Genomic DNA, 18,689 nt, shown 5'->3' on the forward strand with positions numbered 1-18,689 from the left:
TATAACAATTCCTAAAACAATTTATCTAAAACTCTACATCTCCTCCACTGTCTCAATGCCCAAAAGATCTAAGCCTTTTTGTATTACTAAGGCAATGGTTTTAGCTAGGGCTAGTCTAGCTACTATGGCTTCTTCGGAAACTTCATCATCATTAAGAATGGACACCGCGTGATAATAATCGTTAAAAAGTTGGGCTGTTTCATATAAATACTTAGCTATTTCCGAGGGCTCATAACGTTCCCCGGCTCTTTTAACTATTTCAGGATAAATAGCGGCTGCCAACATTAAAGACTTTTCTTTATCTTTAGTTAAAGACTCATAATCTGGCTTAAGGTCTTTTTTAAGTATAGTTTCTCCTTTTCGCCAAAGACTATTTATTCTAGCACAAGTATACTGCAAATAAGCGGCGGTAAAGCCATCAAAACGAAGAGACTTAGCAAGATCAAAAGTAATACCCTTTTCTCCCCCGACTTTAAGCATCTCAAACTTAAGAGCTCCGAAAACCAAAACACGCACCACTTCGTTTACTTTCTCTTCACTCCACTCTGGATGACGTTTACTTGTTTCTTTTTTAGCTTCCTCTGTTAAAAGTTTTTTTAAGTCTTCATAAGCGATAATATTACCGGAACGAGATGACATCATACCAGAAGGAAGTTTAACAAAATCATAGGGCAGATGTTTTAGTTCGGCTTTTAAACCATAAAGTTCAAGCACCTTAAAGAGCTGGAAAAAATACTGACTTTGTCTTATATCCACTATCCACAAAGAAGTATCCAGCTTATGCTTTTTAACTTTATGAATAGTTAAAGCTAAATCGGCTACCGGATAAAGCGCCGTACCATCCGACCGAAGCACTACCAAAACCCCTAATTTATAATCTTCAAGATCAGCAATTACCGCTCCCTGGCTTTTCTTTAATATTCCCTTGGTAAGCATTTCATCAACCAACTTAAACCCTTCTTGAACAAAATCACTTTCATAAAAGTTATCGGAAAAATCCAATTTAAAATCCTTAACCACCTCCTGCCATTGTTCCAAGCTCCATTGTCTAGTGGTTTGCCAAAGTTCATAAATCTCACCTTCTCGGCTTTCCAAAGACTTCATGACCTCTCCAACTTCTTGCTTATTTTTTTCCTTATCTCCTTCATCCATCGCCTTAACCGAAGCGGCATATAACTGTCCCAAAAACTCTCCTTTATGTCCATCTGGTACACTTGGTTTAGTTTTAAGATAATACCACAGGGTCTTAGCCACATGGATACCGAAATCGTTAATATACATAACTGGTAAAGAAACAAAACCATTAGCCTTAAGTAAACGATTAACCGCATCACCATAAGCGATATTCCTAATATGCCCGATATGAATCTCTTTATGGGTATTACCGTTAGCGTATTCTTGCATAACTCTTTGGTTATTACCCCAAGTTTGTTGCCCATAGCTCTCATACTTCTCTGTAATCTCTTTAATAACCTCGACGTTAAAATCGGGAGTTAAAATTAAATTAAGATAAGGCCCAGCCGCAGAAACTGACTCAACTTTTTTATGAGAAAAATCTTTAGCTAAAACATTAGCTAAAGCGGCTGGCGAAGTTTTTGCTTCTTTAGCCGCCTTAAAACAAGGCAAGCAAAGATCTCCCATGTTTTTATCCGGAGGTTGAATAAAATCATCGAAGCTAATAACTGCTTCTCCAATAAGCTTATTACAGACTTCTGCTAATTCTTTTTTTAGACTTTCAAGATAATACACAAAATTTTATATAATTATTATAAAGATAAGAAAAAACACTAAGACATCAAGACTTAAAATTTTTAATAAATTAACTTAAGCCTTTAAAAGACGGCGAAACTCTCTTTTGCCTTTTTGCAGAACAACCGGTAATTTTGGACAAAAATCACCATCGCTAACGCTTTGGCCATCCAATTTAACTCCGCCCTGCTCCAAAAGACGACGAGCTTCGCCTTTAGAAGAAGCTAATTTAGTCTCCAAAAGCATCTCTAAAAGATTACCTGATTTTACCTTTATTTCTTCCATTTCTTCTGGTATTTCCTTATTTTGGACGGTTTTAACAAAATATTGTTCCGCTGCCTCAGCTCGTTTTTTGCCATAATAAATCTCTGTTATTTCACGAGCCAGTTTCATCTTAAAATCGCGAGGGTTAAGACCGGTGGTTTTAAGGCGTTTTTGTATTTCTTTAACTTCTTCCCAGGGAAGTTTAGTACAAAGCTCAAAAGCCGAAGAAATAATATTATCCGGCCAAGACATAACTTGCCCATACATATTTTCCGGTGTTTCATTAAGATTAACAATATTACCCTCACTCTTGCCCATCTTCTTTCCTTCAGCATCGGTTAAAAGTTTATTCGCGATAACTATCTTCTCTTTACCTAATGAGGCTTTAAGAAAGTCTCTACCCATTAACATATTAAAGGTTTGATCATTACCACCAACCTCACCATCCACCCCAAGGGCTACGCTATCATAACCCTGGATTAGGGGGTAGAGAAACTCATGAAGATAAATCGGTTTTTCTTCTTTAAGTCTGGCTTGAAACATATCTCGGACAATCATCTGTTGTACGGTAGCACCAGCCGCCAAACGCATAAATTCTTCTAAAGACATTTTGTCATACCACTGACTGTTATAAACCAGACGAGCAGCGTTGGAGCCACTAAAAGACAACCAGGCCGAAGCTTGTTTTTTCCAAAGCTTAGCATTAGCTTTAACAATCTCTCTGTCCAGTTGCTTACGAACCGACTTCTTATCCGTTGGGTCACCGATCATACCGGTAAAATCGCCTACCAAGAAAATTATTTTATGACCCAATCTTTGTAGCTGTGCTAATTTAGCTAACTGGATAGCATTACCGATATGCAAAGACGGAGCGCTTGGGTCAAAACCAGCGTAAAAAGTCAGCTGCTTATCCGAAGATAAGATTTTAAGCAAAAAATCTTTATCCGGGTAAATTTTTTCCACGCCTCTTTCAAGCACTTCGGCGATTAAATTTTGATCAGGCTTCATAAATTATTATTTATCTTCTTAATTCTTATTAATTCTTAAATTCTTCTTAATCCTCTTTTTAATTCTCCTTAATTCTCATCTATACTCCTTATTTTTTACTATATATTCCTTGCTCTTCTTTTTAGTCAATTAAAAAGCTTAAATTATCTTAAAAACTGCATCTAACTTGGCTTTTTTAATCTCTAGTATTAAGGATTTTTGTCAAGAGAGGGACAAAGAGCCTTGTTTAACTATCTTCTTCATTATAACGAAGAAAAAACAAAAAGTCCATGGCTCTTACCCAGCGCCTTGCTGTGTATAAGTTGATTTTTTTTCTAAGTTAAGCGCTATTTTGGCTGCTTGTCTTGATACACTATATATAGTATACTGAGTAATGCTATAGCACAACATATAGTTTATTAATTAATACCATGCTTATGAATATCTCTACCACCAAACGCGATGGCAGCCGTGAGCCGTTTAACGCGGACCAGATCAATCGTTCAATCGCTCGCGCCTGCCATGGCCTTGAAGACCAGGTGTCTATGGTGACTCAAATCGCCACTGAGACCCATCTAACTCTTTATGACGGCATTACTACCGACGAACTGGATGAAGCTACCATTAATGCCACCCTGCAAAACGTCAAAGAAGATCCCGCCTATGATATTGTAGCTAAGCGTCTTTTACTTAAAACCGTTTATCGTCGTCTTTTTGGTGATTATGATAAAGAAGATGAAAATGCTGTTTTAAGTCTTCATAAGCAAAAATTTGCCGAACATATTAAACAAGGTGTAGAAAATGGCCTCTTGGATAAAAGAATGGCTGAGCTTTTTGATCTTAAAACTCTAGCTGAGTCTTTGGATACTAGTCGTGATGAATTATTTACCTTTGCTGGTCTTTCTGGCCTTCTAAACCGTTACGCTATTAGAGACAAACAACAAAAACCAGTGGAAACTCCCCAATACTTCTTTATGAGAGTAGCAATGGGTCTTGCTTATAACGAAAAGAACCCAACCGAATGGGCAATTAAATTCTATAACAAGATGTCTAACTTGGAGTACGTGGCCGGTGGTTCAACCAATATCGGTTCAGGAACTTCTCGTCCGGCTTTGTCTAATTGTTTTCTTTTGGAAATCCAAGATGACATTGATCATATCTCTAAATCAGTAGCCGACATTATGAAGATCTCCAAAGCTACTGGTGGTGTCGGAGCTTCTATTACTAAACTTAGAGCCAGTGGCTCTCCCCTGTCTTCCAATAATACCGCTTCTAGCGGGCCAACTCCTTTTGCTAAAATTATTGATACCGCCATTAGAGCTATCCAAAGAGGAGGTAAGAAAAAAGGTGCCCTGGCTTTTTATATGGAAAATTGGCACGTGGATTTCCCGGACTTCTTAATGTGGAAACATAACGCCGGTGACGATTATCTACGTATGCGCACCGCCAACACTGCGGTTTTCTTGAGCGATGAATTTATGCGCCGAGTAGAAACAGATGATCTTTGGTATATGTTTGATCCCAAAGAAACTCCGGATCTAAACGAATTATATGGACAAGCCTTTAGCGAGCGCTATAGTCATTATATTGAACAAGCTGAAGCTGGTAATTTACGAATCTTTAAGAAAGTACCGGCCCAGGAACAATATCGCCAAATTTTGGTTCTCTTACAAACCACTTCTCACCCCTGGTTAACCTGGAAAGACCCAATGAATCTTAGAGCTCTTAACAATAATACCGGCACCATCCACATGTCTAACCTTTGTACGGAAATTTGTTTGCCCCAGGATAGAGATAATATTGCGGTTTGTAATCTAGCCTCCCTTAACCTCTCCGCCCATATTAGACGTAAGGAAGTTAATTGGAAGAAATTGGAAGAATCCGTAAGGTTAGCTGTTAGACAATTAGATAACCTAATTGACATTAACGAACTACCTTTACCTGAAGCCATTAAGTCCGACAAAGAGAATCGTGCTATCGGACTAGGTGTTATGGGTTTTGCTGATACAGTGGAAAAAATGGGTTGGAGTTATGACTCACCCATGACTTATGATTTTGCCGACAAAATTTTTGAATTTATCAGCTACATGGCAATTGATGAAAGCGCTAATTTAGCCCAAGAACGCGGCTCTTACACTCACTTTGCCGGCTCGGGTTGGTCTAAGGGTATGGTACCTTTTGATACTCTTGAGATTTTAGAAAAAGACAGAGGCATAACTCTGGATATTCCCAAAGAGAGCTTAAATAAGGACCTGGACTGGGATATTTTAAGAGCTAAGGTTAAAAAAGGTATCCGTAACGCCACCTTAATGGCCGTAGCACCTAATGCCAATATCGGTCTTTTAGCCGGCACCACTCCCGGTATTGATCCCCGCTTTGCCCAAATTTTTTCTCGTAATAAAATCTCTGGTAAATATCTAGACATTAATACTAACCTGGTTGATGACCTTAAAAAGCTGGGAATTTGGGAACAAGTTAGAGAAGAAATTATTGAACTACAAGGTGATATCTCTGACATAGAACTTATCCCTGACGTTATTAAGGATATTTATAAGACCTCTTTTACTACCTCGCCCTATGCCTTTATGGAAGTAGCAGCCCGAGCCCAAAAATGGGTTGATCAGGCATTATCTCGTAATATGTATCTAGAAACCAGAGATATTAATGAAACCATGAATATTTACATGGCCGGTTGGAGAAAAGGTGTTAAAACCACTTATTACCTTCATATGAAGCCTCGCCATAGTGCAGAACAATCTACAATTAAAGTTAACAAGGGTCATAAATTAGGCAAAAAAGGCTTTGGTAACCTTAATCTTTCAGCCTCCGCTCAAGTGGCTCCCTTTGCCGCTAATGTCGGACAAAGCGAAGTTGTTGTTAACGAAACTGTTAAAGTAACGGTAGCTAGATCAACTGAAGTCGTAGAAGAAGTTAAAGCCTGCCCAATTGATCCCCAAGAGCGCTTACAATGCGACAGTTGCCAATAAGTAAAATGAGTTATTAAGCATTAGCTTATCTTAAATTTAATAATTATTAATTATCTTTATGTTACTTGGAAAACCATCCCCCGAAGATTATAATCTTCACCCCAGTCAATACCCTTGGGCTCGCGAACTCTATGAACAGGCTATTGCCAATACCTGGTATCCGCATGAAATAGCTCTTAAAGAAGATTTAGACGACTGGGCAAAAATGACCGAAGACGAGCGCCATGCCGTTAAATTCATTATGGCCTTCTTTAACCCGGCCGAATTAATCGTTAACCGTGTCCTAGCTTTAGGCGTCTACCCTTATATTAAAGCCCCCGAATGCCACCTTTATTTAGCTAAACAGATGTGGGAAGAAGCTAATCATTGTGTGGCTTTTGAATACGTCTTGGAAACCTTTCCTTTTGACAGAGAAAAGATTTATAACGTCCATATAGATACTCCGTCAATGTTTGCCAAAGAGTCTTTTGTTACCAAATACATGAAGCGCATGACGGAAACCAGTTATGATGTAGAGACAGTGGAAGGTAAAAAGGAGTTTATTAAAAACTTAGTAGCCACCAATATCGTCATGGAGGGTATCTGGTTCTACAGTGGCTTTATGGTCATGCTATCTTTTAGACAAAGAAACCAACTACGTAATTTTGGCTCCATGATTAACTGGGTGTTGCGAGATGAATCACTACACCTTAAATTCGGTATTAATTTGGTCTTAAATATTTTAGAAGAAAATGAAGATCTTTTAACCGAAGAATTTGCTAATGAGATAAGAAATATTGTCATAGAAGGTGTGGATCTTGAAACCGCCTATAATAAAGATCTCTTCCCGAGAGGTATCCTAGGACTTAACGCGGATTATGTTAACCAATACGTTCAATACGTAGCAGACAGAAGACTGGAAGAACTTGGTCTACCTAAGCACTATAATGTCTCTAATCCGGCTAAATGGATGACTACCGCCACTGACGTCTTTGAACTAGTTAACTTCTTTGAACAACAAAATACCAGCTATGAGGTAAATGCCAGAGCGGATGGCCTAGATAAACCAAAAACCTAAGGATTAAAAACTAGCTACTTAAATAACAAAAAACCCTCCACGTGGAAGGGTTTTTTGATTCCAAATTAAAAACTACTTGCGTCTTTTTTTAGCGGCAGTTTTTTTCTTGGCGGCCGGCTTGCGCTTGGCAACCTTCTTGGCAGCTTTTCTAACAACCTTTTTAGCGGCTGGCTTACGCTTAGCAGCTTTTCTAACAACCTTTTTAGCGGCCTTCTTTTTGGCAGCTGGTCTTCTTACTGCTTTTTTAGCAGTGGACTTTTTCTTAGTTGGCATAGTTTCACCTCCTTTCTTAGAAATGATCACGCAAGTAACCTTGCACTGATTTCATTTGCTAATTTAATTATATCACAAAAATGACAAGTCAACAATAAAATTGGCTGATAATAAAATAAAAGGCAAAGAAAATGTTTTGAAACTTTTATTTAAAAATATTAAAAGAATATTATTAATAAACAAGAAACATAAAAAAAGGAAAACAATATTTTTTTCTCTAAAAAAATAACTACCCTATTTTTTATTTAATATTAGCTAAAAATAGCTAAAATATTTTATTATTAAAAGGATTATCTAAACAAAAAAACTATCTTATTTTTATTCTAAAGAAAAATATTGGGAGAAAATTAATATCCTAAGTATATTTACCCGCTAAAATAAAAAGTTAAGAAAAGAGTAAAAGTTAAAAAGTAAAAAGTTATCAACAGCCTTGAGCGTAAATTATTTTGAAAAGATAAACCAGTCTGACTTAGATAAAACATCAGCTACTAATAAGACATACCTAGCTACAAGCCAAACAAAAGCAAAAATAATCTCCCCCAAAAAAGGCATAAACCTTATTAGTACTAAGGCGACTATGGTAGAAATCATTAAAAGAGGTACTACTGGCACAACCAATAAATTACTAATCGGAGCTATTAAAGAAACAGCTCCGAAATTATATAAAGAAATTGGTGCGGTAGAGAGCTGCGCCGCTAAGGTTAAAGACAACATCTTAATAAAATAAAAAAAACGTCCTGAAGATAAATATAATAAGAAACTTTCCAATTTTGGTCGTAAAATAACTATACCCAAAACAGCGGAAAAAGACAGCTGCCAGCCAATATCATCTCGCAATAATAAAGGATTAAAGACTAAAGTCAGAGCAGCCGCTATGGTTATTAGGCGCAATGACTTAATTTGCCGACCACCGGACATAGCAAATAAAAGTAAGGCACCGCCCAGACCTGCCCTTAAGGCCGAGGCTGGCACCCCAACCATTAAAACATAAACAACCAAGAAAATAATACTTAAAAAGGCTGCCGTATTTCTTGATAAACCAAAGGCTAAAAGTAAAAACAAACAAAAAGCAGATAAAAGACCAACATGAAAACCCGAAACTGCCACAATATGACTTAAGCCGGCACGGCGAAAATTTTCTTTAAGATCCTCTTCCATGGGATAACTTGCGCCAAATAATAAAGGCAAAACCAAAGAAGCTTCAGGTAAAGGTACTTGTCTTTCTACTAAAGAAAAAGAGTTCTCTTTAAGCGTAAAGATCTTATTGAGTAAAAAATTACCATTATCTGAGGATAAAAAAGTAATAGACGGCCTAAAACAAACGTTGTAAATACCTTGTTTTTTAAGATAACGATCGTAATTATTTTCACTAAAAGGTGCTTGTAGCTCACAAATAACAGATAAACTATCTCCATATCGGTAGATAGGGTAAGCTGGAGTAGTTAATAAAACTTTTCCGATAAAAACCAAGTCTTGCTCATCCATATAAGCCTTAACCGTTAGCCTTTGGCCATTAAGTCTTTGTTCAACTTTAATAACCAAGGCGTAAAAAGCCATTGTTTGTCCATTAAAGTGGCTAAGGTGATGAACCGGTGGAGGAGAGTTTCTTTCTTGGTAAAACCAAGCGCCCAAAGAAAATCCTAATAAAACTAATAAAACCATAATTAACAAAGGTGGAGCTTTAAAAGAATAAAAAATGAACAAAATTACTAAAAAAATAGCGGTAAAAATAAAGGCTAAGAAAGAAAAAAATAAGGTAATAAAAGAAAAACAAGCTATGCCAATAATAAAGCCGATAGCCAATAATAAAAGAGCTCTACCTTTCTTTATTGGAGTAAAAAAGGCTCTTGTCTGAGCTTTTAGATAATACATGGTTTTATAAAATAATAAATAAAAAACAGTAGATAAAAAGAATAAGCCAAAGTAAAATTATTAAATAAAAATAATGAGTAATAATAAATAAATAATTTTAAAATAAAAAACACCCCCTAGACCCAAGATAAGAGGGTGAGAGGGTGCTTAAATTTTAATTAAACTAAAAAATTAATTTTCAGCTTTTTTATGTCTAATATAAGCTTCAATAAAGCCTTCTAATTGTCCATCTAAAACCGCTTGAACATCGCTTGTTTCATAACCCGTGCGATGATCCTTAACTAATTGGTACGGTTGTAGAACATATGATCTTATCTGTTTACCCCAGGCAGCTTGTATATTGCCACCCTTTAAGGAAGCTGTTTCGTCCGCTCTTTTGTCACTTTGTAAGCGATGCAGTTTAGCCTTAAGAATTTTCATAGCCAACTCCCTGTTTTGGTGTTGTGATCTTTCGCTTTGGGCTGCCACTGTCAAGCCGTTTGGTAAATAAGTCAAACGTACCGCGCTAGATGTCTTATTAACACTCTGTCCTCCAGGGCCAGAAGATCTAAAGAAATCAACTTTAAGATCTTCGCTTTTTATGTCCAATGGTTCGTCATCCGGTAAATCAGGTAAAACCTCCACTAAGGCAAAAGAGGTGTGGCGCATACCTTCACCATCAAAAGGAGAAATACGTACCAAACGATGCACACCGGCTTCGCCTTTAAGGTAGCCATAAGCATAAAGTCCACTTACTTTAAAAGTAACGCTCTTTAAACCAGCTTCATTACCAAGTTGTCTGTCTGCTTCTTCAAGTAACCAATCGTGTTTTTCACAAAAACGAAAAAACATTCTTTCAAGTATAGCTGTCCAATCTTGAGCATCTACCCCGCCGGTACCGGCATGAATTGAAATAATGGCGTGGCCGGCGTCATAACGCCCAGCAAATAAAACAAAAAATTCAAGATCATTGAATTTTTTTAAAAGATCTTCATACTGTTTATGTAAATCATCACTTAAGGACTGACTTTTATTATTTGTTTGTTCTAAATTAGCCATCGCCGTTAACTCTTCCAATTGTCTCACTTCTTGTTGAAGATCATTCCACTTTTTTACTTCTTTTTCAAGTTCTTCCGCTTCACGGCTAACCGACACGGCCTTGGCTTGATCTTGCCAAAAATCAGGCGCACCACTTAGAACACGGAGCTCTCGCGCCTTAGCTTCTTTTCTGTCTATGGCCAAAAGCTTCTTAGTAGCAATAATTTTTTCTCTTAACTCTTCCAAATTATTAAGTAAATGTTCCATGTTACTGAGGCATCTCTTCCAAGGTAACCGTTAAATTAATAAGTCGTCCATCTCTTTCAATAGACATTTCCATCTTATCCCCCGGCTTAAAACGCCCGATTCTTTCGGCTAAAGGTTTTTCTTCAGACAATTCTTCATCATTAATGGAAATAATAATATCCCCAGCCTTTAAACCAGCTTTGGCAGCTGGCGAATCTGGTAAAACAGCTAACTCTCTTTCATTATTACCCCCAATAATTAAAGCGCCTGAGGTTCTTTCAATCCCCTGCATTTCTGCTAAAGCTTCATTAAGCATAGCGTAGCGAACCCCCAACCAAGGACGAATAATTCTACCATCAGTCTTAACACTTTCAATCGCTGTTTTAACTTGGTTAATGGGGATAGCAAAACCTATATTTTGTGCACCTTGGGCCACCGCTACGTTAATACCGATCACTAAGCCACTGGCGTTAAGTAAGGGTCCACCGGAATTACCGGGATTAATTGAAGCATCTGTTTGTATTAACCCGGAAAGACGTTCGCTTATATAACCTTTCCCCAGGGCGTTAATTGATCTCGCTAAACCGGAAATTACACCAGTGGAAACAGTGTTACGAAACTCTCCCAAGGCATTACCAATGGCAATCACTGTTTGCCCAACCTTTAATTCATCACTGTCTCCTAAAATTAAATGAGAAAAATCTTGACCCTCAACTTTTAAAACCGCCATATCATTAAAAGGGTCTCGGGCTAGGACTTGAGCCGGTAATCTTTCGCCGCTATTTAAAAGAACCGTATAATCCGCTGATTCATCATCAACAACGTGTCTGTTAGTAACGATCATACCGTCTGAGGAAACCAAGAAACCAGTACCTCCCCCAATCTCTCTTCTTTGTGTTTCGGGCTCATCTTGAGCTTGCTCATCAAAAAAACGTCCAAAAAGATCAGGACCTAAAAAGGAACGTAGATCATCTGGTATCATAGGCAAAGAACCACGGACTGGCAAATCTTTAGTTACAATAATACTTACTACAGCCGGTGAGGCTTGTTCAACTACCTCAACAATAGAAGATTCATTCTGATTATCATATAAACGTTGCTCAATCACTGTGGGTTCAGAAGTTTTTAGGGCTCTTTCTAATTTGTCCAAGAAAGGACGACTACGAGAAATTGACTCAGCTGCTAAAAAACCAGCTAAACCGCCAATTACCGCACTAACGACTATTGAAGCAACCAGGATCATGAAATAATATTTTTTGGTATTGTTATCCATATGAAATTAAAAAATTAAAAAACAAAAAATAATAAAAATAGTTGCCTAAATGCTAAATAATCTCTTTAATAAAGACCTTTTTTCTTAAGATAGAAACAAAGATCGGCTAAACGATTACTATAACCCCATTCGTTATCATACCAAGAAATAACTTTTAAAAGATTATCTCCCACTACAGCGGTTAAAGATAGGTCAACCACCGCACTTTCCGGTCGTCCGACAATATCTTGAGAAACAATCGGTTCATTGGTAACAGCTACTAAACCACGATAACGAGCTTGTTTTGCAGCTTGTCGTAAAATCTTATTAACTTGTTCAACCGTAACTTTCTTTTTCGTAACATAAACAACATCACATAAAGAACCAACCGGAGTAGGTACCCGCACAGCTAAACCATCAAAACGACCAACTAAAGAAGGAATGGTTTTAGTAACAGCTTTAGCTGCACCAGTGGAAGTCGGGATTATACTTAAAGCAGCCGCCCTGGCTCGTCGTAAGTCCTTATGGGGTCCGTCTACCAGGTTCTGATCAGCAGTATATGAATGAATAGTGGTCATAATAGCCTTCTCTAAACCAAAAGCTTGTCTTAAAATGTCGGTTACAGGACTTAAACAATTGGTGGTACAAGAAGCCATAGAAATAACTTTGTCATTTTTTTTAATCTTATCTTCATTAACACCTAAAACATAGGTCTTAATGGAATCGTCTTTACCTGGTGCAGAAATTATTACTTTCTTAGCTCCAGCTTTAATATGAAGTTCAGCTTGCGCTCTTTCGGTAAAACGCCCAGTTGATTCAATTACCGCATCAACCTTCATTTTCCCCCAAGGCAAAACTGATGGATCTTTTTCAGCTAAGACCGGATAGGTCTTTCCATTAATTACCAAACCACCGGTAGTGGACTTAACCGTCCCCGCATAAGTCCCATAACAACTATCATAGGAAAAAAGGTGGGCTAAAGTTTTGGTGTCGGTTAGGTCGTTGATGGCCACCACCTTAACACCAGGTTTATTTAACAAAGCTTTAAAAACCGCTCGGCCGATACGGCCAAAACCATTAATGGCAATATTCATATATATAACTTAAAAAAATAAAGTAAAAGAACCCAAGGTTCAAGATTATTACATTATAGCATAAAAAACAGAGTGTTCAAAATCTTAAGGTTTTCAAAGATAATTAAAACTCAAAAAACACAACAAATAATAAAGGTCTTAAATTTTGTTCCCATTTTGTATATTTTAATTATCCCTATTTTCCATCTCTTGCACTACCCTCTCCTTAACCGATCTAAAAGCTTCCTCTTTGTCTAAGATGCCTGTATCCAACACCCAATCATAGTTGGATAAATCATTAACCTCTATATTAAAATACTTCTTGTAACGCAAATCATCACTAGCTATACGACGTTTCAATGCCTTAATAACATCTTCTATGTTTTTAAAAGGAGCGGCTTCATTGCGATTCTTAACATCATTAAAAATTCTTTCAGCACCTATTGACATATCAGTAAACAAATATATTTTAAAAGAATGGGGAATAAAATACCAAGAAGTTCTACCGGTAATGATAAAATTATCTTCTTTGGTGCCCAGATCTTTTTGATAATTATCCACCTCTAAATCGGTGCTTGGATCACTCTCGCCCAGAGTGTTATATTCTTCAAGTGTCATACCCCGTTCACCAGCTAATCGCCTTCTAAGCATACCTATGTCATAATAGGGCCAGCCAAGCTCCTTAGCCAATCTTTCGGCTATACCTGACTTACCAGAACCTGGTGAACCACTAAAAGAAACTATCATAAGTAAATTTAAAAGTTAAGATTAAAGTTAAAGCTAAAAACAATCATAAACACTATTATCTTACTTTATAATCTTTAAAAATTCTGTCAACTCATTAGGAAGCTCAATGGAAAACTCAACCTTCTTACCGGCTAAATCTTCAAAAGAAAGCTTGGTAGCTACTAAAAATATTCTCTTAAGTCCGAATTTAAGATTCATCTTCTTATGCTTAACTTGTCCATAAATATTATCCCCGACTATCGGATGAGTATAAGCGGATAAATGAACCCTTATCTGATGAGTCCTGCCGGTAGCAATTGTAACTTCAAGTAAAGCGTAATTATAAAACTTCTTAATAACCTTAACTTTGGTGGTCGCCGTCCTTCCCGTTTGACTTAAAGGCTTAGCAGCCATTTTAGAGCCGTCTGATGATCTTTCAATTAAAAAGTTAACCTCAAACTCATCCGGTAAAGCCGCATCATAAACCAACGCCTGATAAATCTTCTTAACTTGTCTCTTCTTAAACTGCTCTTTAAGGTGATTGAAAAAATTATTATTTAAAGCAACCACTAAAAGACCTGAAGCGTCTTTATCTACTCGGTGAACTATCCCTGGTCTGTTTAAATCTTCCCCAACCGAAGAAACTTGCGGATATTTTTTTAAAAGCCAAGTAGTTAAAGAAGGAGCGGCAGAGCTTGGTGCCGGATGAGTTAAAAGACCAGCCGGCTTATTAACCACTAAATAATCTTTGGTCTTGGCGATAATTTCAATGTTAAAATCTTCAATTTCTTGTTCTCTTTTCTTTTCTTCCTCATCTTTTTCCTTCTTGCTTTTTTTACCTTTTTTACCCTTAATAGCAGTTAAATCGCTTAGAATATTCTTTCTAACAATCTCTAACCTATCTCCCTCTCTTAAAAGAGCATGGGGCTTAGCGTTTTGCTCATTTAACAAAACTGCTTTTTCAAGTACCAGTTGCCTGGCTAAAGATCTGGCAATAGTTAACTTATCTGCTAACCATTTATCCAAACGTTGTCCCCACCAATTTTCTTCTGGTAAGTAAATATTTTGGTCTGCCTTTTTTTTAATTTCTTTCTTCATAGTTTTAAAATTAATCGTTCGTTATAATTTCATAAAATCTTTGGGCTAAATTTTCTTCAGTTAAAGAAGCTACTCGCAGGCTGGCTTGTTTGGCTAAATCTTTTAGCAACTCTTCGTTTTGTTGAAGTTTAACAATAGCGTTAGCTACTGTTTCATTATCAAAAGAATCAATAAGTAAACCAGCTTCCCGCCCGATAATCTCATCAAGACCAAGATTTTTAGTAGCTATTACCGGCAGGGAATAAGACATGGCGGATAAAACATCGCTTAATTCATCAAGATTAAGTTCCCTTTGCGGAACCAAATAAAGATCCAAACTTTCAAACCAAGTTTGGGTTCGCCTATCTTCGCCAGTTAACCAAACATGCCCCTCTAAACCAAGTTTTCTCACCAACCATTGTACTTGTTTATGAGCCTCTCCTTCGCCAATAATCACCAACTCAACAATCGGACAAATAGAGACAGCAACCCCAATAGCTGAAATAAGTCGCTCATATTCTTCGGCTTTGGCTTGTTTTAAAACAGAACCAACTACAAAACGCCTTCTTTGCGGCTTAGCTAATTGACGATAAAGCCCTTCCTGATAAACCTCAGCTGGACGATGGGCTAAGGGTAACACAATCTTTTTACCTAAGTAAAGACCCTCGTCTACGGCCTTACCCCAAGACAAGACCAAAGCCAAACGAGAAAGTGGTTTTAACAAAAAACCCAAACTTCTTCTTTTGCTTGTTTCTTCAGTTTTTGGTGCCACTAACCAGATAACACGACAACCGCTTAAACGAGCCGGTAAGGTAATAATTAGCTTATCCACTAACCCACCGCAAACTATTGTTCTAACTCCCCTAATCCATCTTTTAAAAAGTAAGACAGGCCAAAATAACACAACCCAAAAAGGCCATAATAATAAAGCAGACCAAAGAGAGTTAAACAAAAAAGAAGAACCAACTTTAATTAAAAGACCTCTTTCTTTTAAAGATCTTAAAAGATCTTTAAAAAGAGTTAAAGAAGCGAGTGAGCCGGGATAAATAATTGTTTTCTTAAAAGACATATTAATTATATATTTTATATATTTTTTTAACTTAATTTCCGATTTTAAAGATTTAATCAAAGACTAAGGAGAAAATCTTTTGGTAAAAAAGTTAAGATCCTTAAACTTAAAACCACCAAGCCGATAAAGCAGTAAAAGATAAACAACCGCTCCGGAAAATATCGACAAAACCAAACTAAGAATAACGTTCTCTATTTGAGGTAAAATAATTATAAATAAACCCATAGCCAAAGAAGCTAAAAGAGCTTTAGCAAAGATTTTTCCATTAGGCTTAATATCTCCATAACGACGAATTAAGCGCCAAGCCAAAATAAGGATAATAACTTCACTCAATAAGGTAATCCAAGCAGCAGCTGTGTAAGAATAAGTTGGAATAAGGAGTAGATAAAGAGCTAGGGCAACAAAAGCCGTTAAGGCATAGGCTGGGATCATTGACTTTTGTCGATCAAAACTAATCATAGTATAACTAAACAGTGCACTAAAGAAAACTGCACCAGCCGCCGGCATTAAAACTTTTAAAATTGGTCCGGCAGCCACAAATTCATCTCCCGCCAAAAGCATCATAATCGGTCCAGCTAAAACAATACCTCCCACCACCATAGGTAGGGCAATAATTGCCGAAGCGTCAAAAGTTTTTTGCCAACCCCTTATGTAAGCCTGTTTATCCCCCGAAGCCCAACGAGCAGTTAAGATCGGCAAAACAGTCCCACCTAAAATAAAAGGTACTGTCACTAAAACATCAATCACCCGGTAAGCCGCACCATAAAGACCGACTTCATCTGGAGAACGAAACAAAGATAAAAGTAAAGTATCGGCTCGTAGGTAAATAAGATTAAGAGTAATGGTAATAATTAGAGGCCAAGATCTTTTAACAATATCTAACCAAATTTCTTTGTCATAGCGCCATTTAATTGAAGTATAAGAACGAGCAAAAAAATAATGAAAGATAAAAGAAAAAATGTTAGCCGCCGCCATGGCCCAAAGTACACCACTTAAACCCCAATCAAGATAGATAGCGCCGGCCGTAAAAGCTAAAAGAAGTAAACGACTACCAGTTTCCGCATAAGCGATACGATCAGTTTTTAAATCTCTTTGAAAAAGACTAACAAAGGGTTGGCAAAGTAATATAAAGAAAAAGGCTACTCCGGCAATTAAGACTCCCTCTTTAACAGCCTGATCATAAGGAAAAAACCAAACCAAAAGAGGTGCCAAACCAAGACAAACAGCCGCCGTAACTATCCTAAAAGTAAAAAGATTGCCCAAGAGCTTACTTCGGTCGGCACCCGGCTTGCTAATCATTTGCGAAGTCACCATAGTTAAGCCAAAGTCAGCCAAAATTGAAAAGAAGGTAACAAAAGTCAGGGCAGTGATAAATTGCCCAAAACCATAGCTACCAAGATATCTGGTTACCAAAGCAACAGCGGCCAAGGCCAACAAAGTGCTTAAAATCTTGCCAATAACCTGGATGGCGGTATTGGAAGCGACGCGAGCAGATAATTCCATAAGATAGACTTTTTAGCCTGAGTTTAGTATACTGAATATATTACCATACTGCTTAGATAAAGTAAAAAAGCAGTATAATCATTATAATAAACATATGTTAAATAAAATTATCTTTTCAGTGCTTGCTTTAATAATCGTTTTTAGCTTAAGCGCAATCTCAGTAGAAGCCCAAGGCGGCTTGCTTGATACAGTTGAAAGGGGAGGCTTAAGCGAAGTCGGACAATACGGCTATGAACAAACCGGGCCACCCACCAAAGGCTTAATGGAAATCGTCGCCGGACTTATTCGTATCTTTTTGGGCTTTTTAGGTATAATCTTTTTTATTCTCTTTGTCTGGGCCGGTTTTCAGTATATGACAGCAGCCGGCAACGAAGAAAAAATCAAAGATGCCAACGCTCGCATGCGCAACGCTATTATCGGCTTAGTTATTATTCTGTCTTCTTTTGCCATAGTAACTTTTGTAATAAGATCTTTGGCAAAAGCTTCAACTTAAATCGAAAATGATTTTCAAGATATGATAAAACCATCTTCCTTCGCCCGTGTTATTAGATACATTATTATCATCTTAGTCTGTTTTTCCTGGCTCTTTTTCCTAATGAGTTGGGGGCCGACTTATGAAAAAGATGAAATGGAATACGGAGTAACGTATTCAGCTAAACACAGCCGTAGCCTAGGTCTAGATTGGCAAGAAACCTACTTAGCTATTTTAGACGACTTGGGAGTTAAAAAAATGCGCTTACCGGTTTATTGGGACATAGTTCAACCAGAACCCGATCTTTTTGATTGGACGGAATTAGATTGGCTGATTGAGGAAGCAGAAAAAAGACAAGTTGAACTTATCTTAACTGTTGGACAAAGAGTTCCCCGTTGGCCGGAATGTCATCAACCGGGATGGTCAGAAGAATTATCCACCGAAGAAAGACAAGAAGCTCTTTTAGAATATATTGGAGCTACGGTTACTCGCTATAAACAAAGAACCTCTGTTGCTTATTGGCAAGTGGAAAATGAACCGTTTTTAAAATACTTCGGCGAATGTCCGCCTCTTGACCCAACCTTCTTAGATAAAGAAATAGCTTTTGTAAAATCTCTGGACACTAGACCAATTATTGTTACCGACTCAGGCGAACTTTCGCTTTGGTTTCAAGCCGCCAAAAGAGCGGATATTTTCGGTAGTACTCTTTACCTTACCACCTACTCAAGCGTTCTGGATCGTGCTATTCGTTACCCTATAGGACCGGTCTTCTTTAAAATAAAAAAGAATCTAGCTAACTTAATAGCTCATCCGCAAGACTGGATAATTATTGAACTACAGGGAGAGCCCTGGGGTAAAATCGCCTATCAAGAAATGACCCCCGAAGAAAGAGCCTATAGTATGAGTCCTGAGAAATTTGATGAAATAAACCACTTTATCAGCAAAACCGGTTTTCGTATTTTCTATTGGTGGGGTGTAGAATACTGGTACTGGGAAAAAGTTACTAACGATAATCCTATCTTTTGGGATAAAGCCAAAGCTCTATTTAAGTCTTAAATAAAACAT

15 protein-coding genes are annotated in these 18,689 nt (G+C 37.4%); 4 read left to right on the top strand and 11 right to left on the bottom strand.

Features of this window, described 5'->3' with window-relative positions:
• Positions 1-33: 33 nt before the first annotated feature.
• Together argS and tyrS are read right to left on the bottom strand one after the other, a co-directional pair.
• Positions 34-1,749: an arginine--tRNA ligase gene (gene argS / locus QY321_03200; GenBank protein ID WKZ24598.1), complete on the bottom strand. Its 1,716-nt coding sequence runs from the start codon at positions 1,747-1,749 to the stop codon at positions 34-36.
• Between the two features lie 75 nt (positions 1,750-1,824).
• Positions 1,825-3,021, bottom strand: coding sequence for a tyrosine--tRNA ligase (tyrS, locus tag QY321_03205; protein WKZ24599.1), 1,197 nt, complete (start codon positions 3,019-3,021; stop codon positions 1,825-1,827).
• A 416-nt stretch (positions 3,022-3,437) separates the two neighbouring features.
• Here tyrS and QY321_03210 point away from each other — a divergent pair, with 416 nt between their 5' ends.
• Both QY321_03210 and QY321_03215 read left to right on the top strand, forming a co-directional pair.
• Entirely contained in the window at positions 3,438-5,987 is a 2,550-nt protein-coding gene (locus QY321_03210; GenBank protein ID WKZ24600.1) for a ribonucleoside-diphosphate reductase subunit alpha, read from the top strand.
• A 58-nt stretch (positions 5,988-6,045) separates the two neighbouring features.
• Entirely contained in the window at positions 6,046-7,044 is a 999-nt protein-coding gene (locus tag QY321_03215; protein ID WKZ24601.1) for a ribonucleotide-diphosphate reductase subunit beta, read from the top strand.
• 72 nt (positions 7,045-7,116) lie between these two features.
• Here the strand turns inward: QY321_03215 and QY321_03220 are convergent, their stop codons facing one another.
• The 9 genes from QY321_03220 to QY321_03260 all read right to left on the bottom strand — a co-directional run bounded on the left by QY321_03220 (position 7,117) and on the right by QY321_03260 (position 17,152).
• Positions 7,117-7,317 (bottom strand): hypothetical protein, encoded by a 201-nt coding sequence (locus QY321_03220; GenBank protein WKZ24602.1) that lies wholly within the window; start codon positions 7,315-7,317, stop codon positions 7,117-7,119.
• Positions 7,318-7,758: 441 nt separating this feature from the next.
• Positions 7,759-9,189: a ComEC/Rec2 family competence protein gene (locus tag QY321_03225; protein ID WKZ24603.1), complete on the bottom strand. Its 1,431-nt coding sequence runs from the start codon at positions 9,187-9,189 to the stop codon at positions 7,759-7,761.
• Positions 9,190-9,360: 171 nt separating this feature from the next.
• Positions 9,361-10,473 (bottom strand): peptide chain release factor 2, encoded by a 1,113-nt coding sequence (gene prfB / locus QY321_03230; GenBank protein WKZ24604.1) that lies wholly within the window; start codon positions 10,471-10,473, stop codon positions 9,361-9,363.
• A gap of 1 nt (position 10,474) precedes the next feature.
• On the bottom strand, positions 10,475-11,725 hold the full coding sequence (locus QY321_03235; GenBank protein ID WKZ24605.1) for a trypsin-like peptidase domain-containing protein: 1,251 nt from the start codon (positions 11,723-11,725) through the stop codon (positions 10,475-10,477).
• A 65-nt stretch (positions 11,726-11,790) separates the two neighbouring features.
• Positions 11,791-12,798 (bottom strand): type I glyceraldehyde-3-phosphate dehydrogenase, encoded by a 1,008-nt coding sequence (gene gap, locus QY321_03240; protein ID WKZ24606.1) that lies wholly within the window; start codon positions 12,796-12,798, stop codon positions 11,791-11,793.
• A gap of 165 nt (positions 12,799-12,963) precedes the next feature.
• Positions 12,964-13,524 carry a cytidylate kinase family protein gene (locus QY321_03245; GenBank protein WKZ24607.1) on the bottom strand — a complete coding sequence of 187 codons (561 nt, stop codon included), beginning with the start codon at positions 13,522-13,524 and terminating at the stop codon, positions 12,964-12,966.
• 60 nt (positions 13,525-13,584) lie between these two features.
• A complete protein-coding gene (locus QY321_03250; GenBank protein WKZ24608.1) occupies positions 13,585-14,601 on the bottom strand; it encodes an RluA family pseudouridine synthase in 1,017 nt (338 codons plus the stop codon).
• Between the two features lie 10 nt (positions 14,602-14,611).
• Positions 14,612-15,649: a glycosyltransferase gene (locus QY321_03255; protein WKZ24609.1), complete on the bottom strand. Its 1,038-nt coding sequence runs from the start codon at positions 15,647-15,649 to the stop codon at positions 14,612-14,614.
• 63 nt (positions 15,650-15,712) lie between these two features.
• A complete protein-coding gene (locus tag QY321_03260) occupies positions 15,713-17,152 on the bottom strand; it encodes a flippase (protein ID WKZ24610.1) in 1,440 nt (479 codons plus the stop codon).
• A 94-nt stretch (positions 17,153-17,246) separates the two neighbouring features.
• Here QY321_03260 and QY321_03265 point away from each other — a divergent pair, with 94 nt between their 5' ends.
• Positions 17,247-17,645, top strand: coding sequence for a hypothetical protein (locus QY321_03265; protein WKZ24611.1), 399 nt, complete (start codon positions 17,247-17,249; stop codon positions 17,643-17,645).
• 102 nt (positions 17,646-17,747) lie between these two features.
• Positions 17,748-18,680, top strand: a complete 933-nt coding sequence (locus QY321_03270; GenBank protein ID WKZ24612.1) for a hypothetical protein — start codon at positions 17,748-17,750, stop codon at positions 18,678-18,680.
• Positions 18,681-18,689 lie beyond the last annotated feature (9 nt).

It is taken from the genome of Patescibacteria group bacterium, assembly GCA_030583705.1.
Lineage (GTDB): Bacteria > Patescibacteriota > Patescibacteriia > Patescibacteriales > Patescibacteriaceae > Patescibacterium.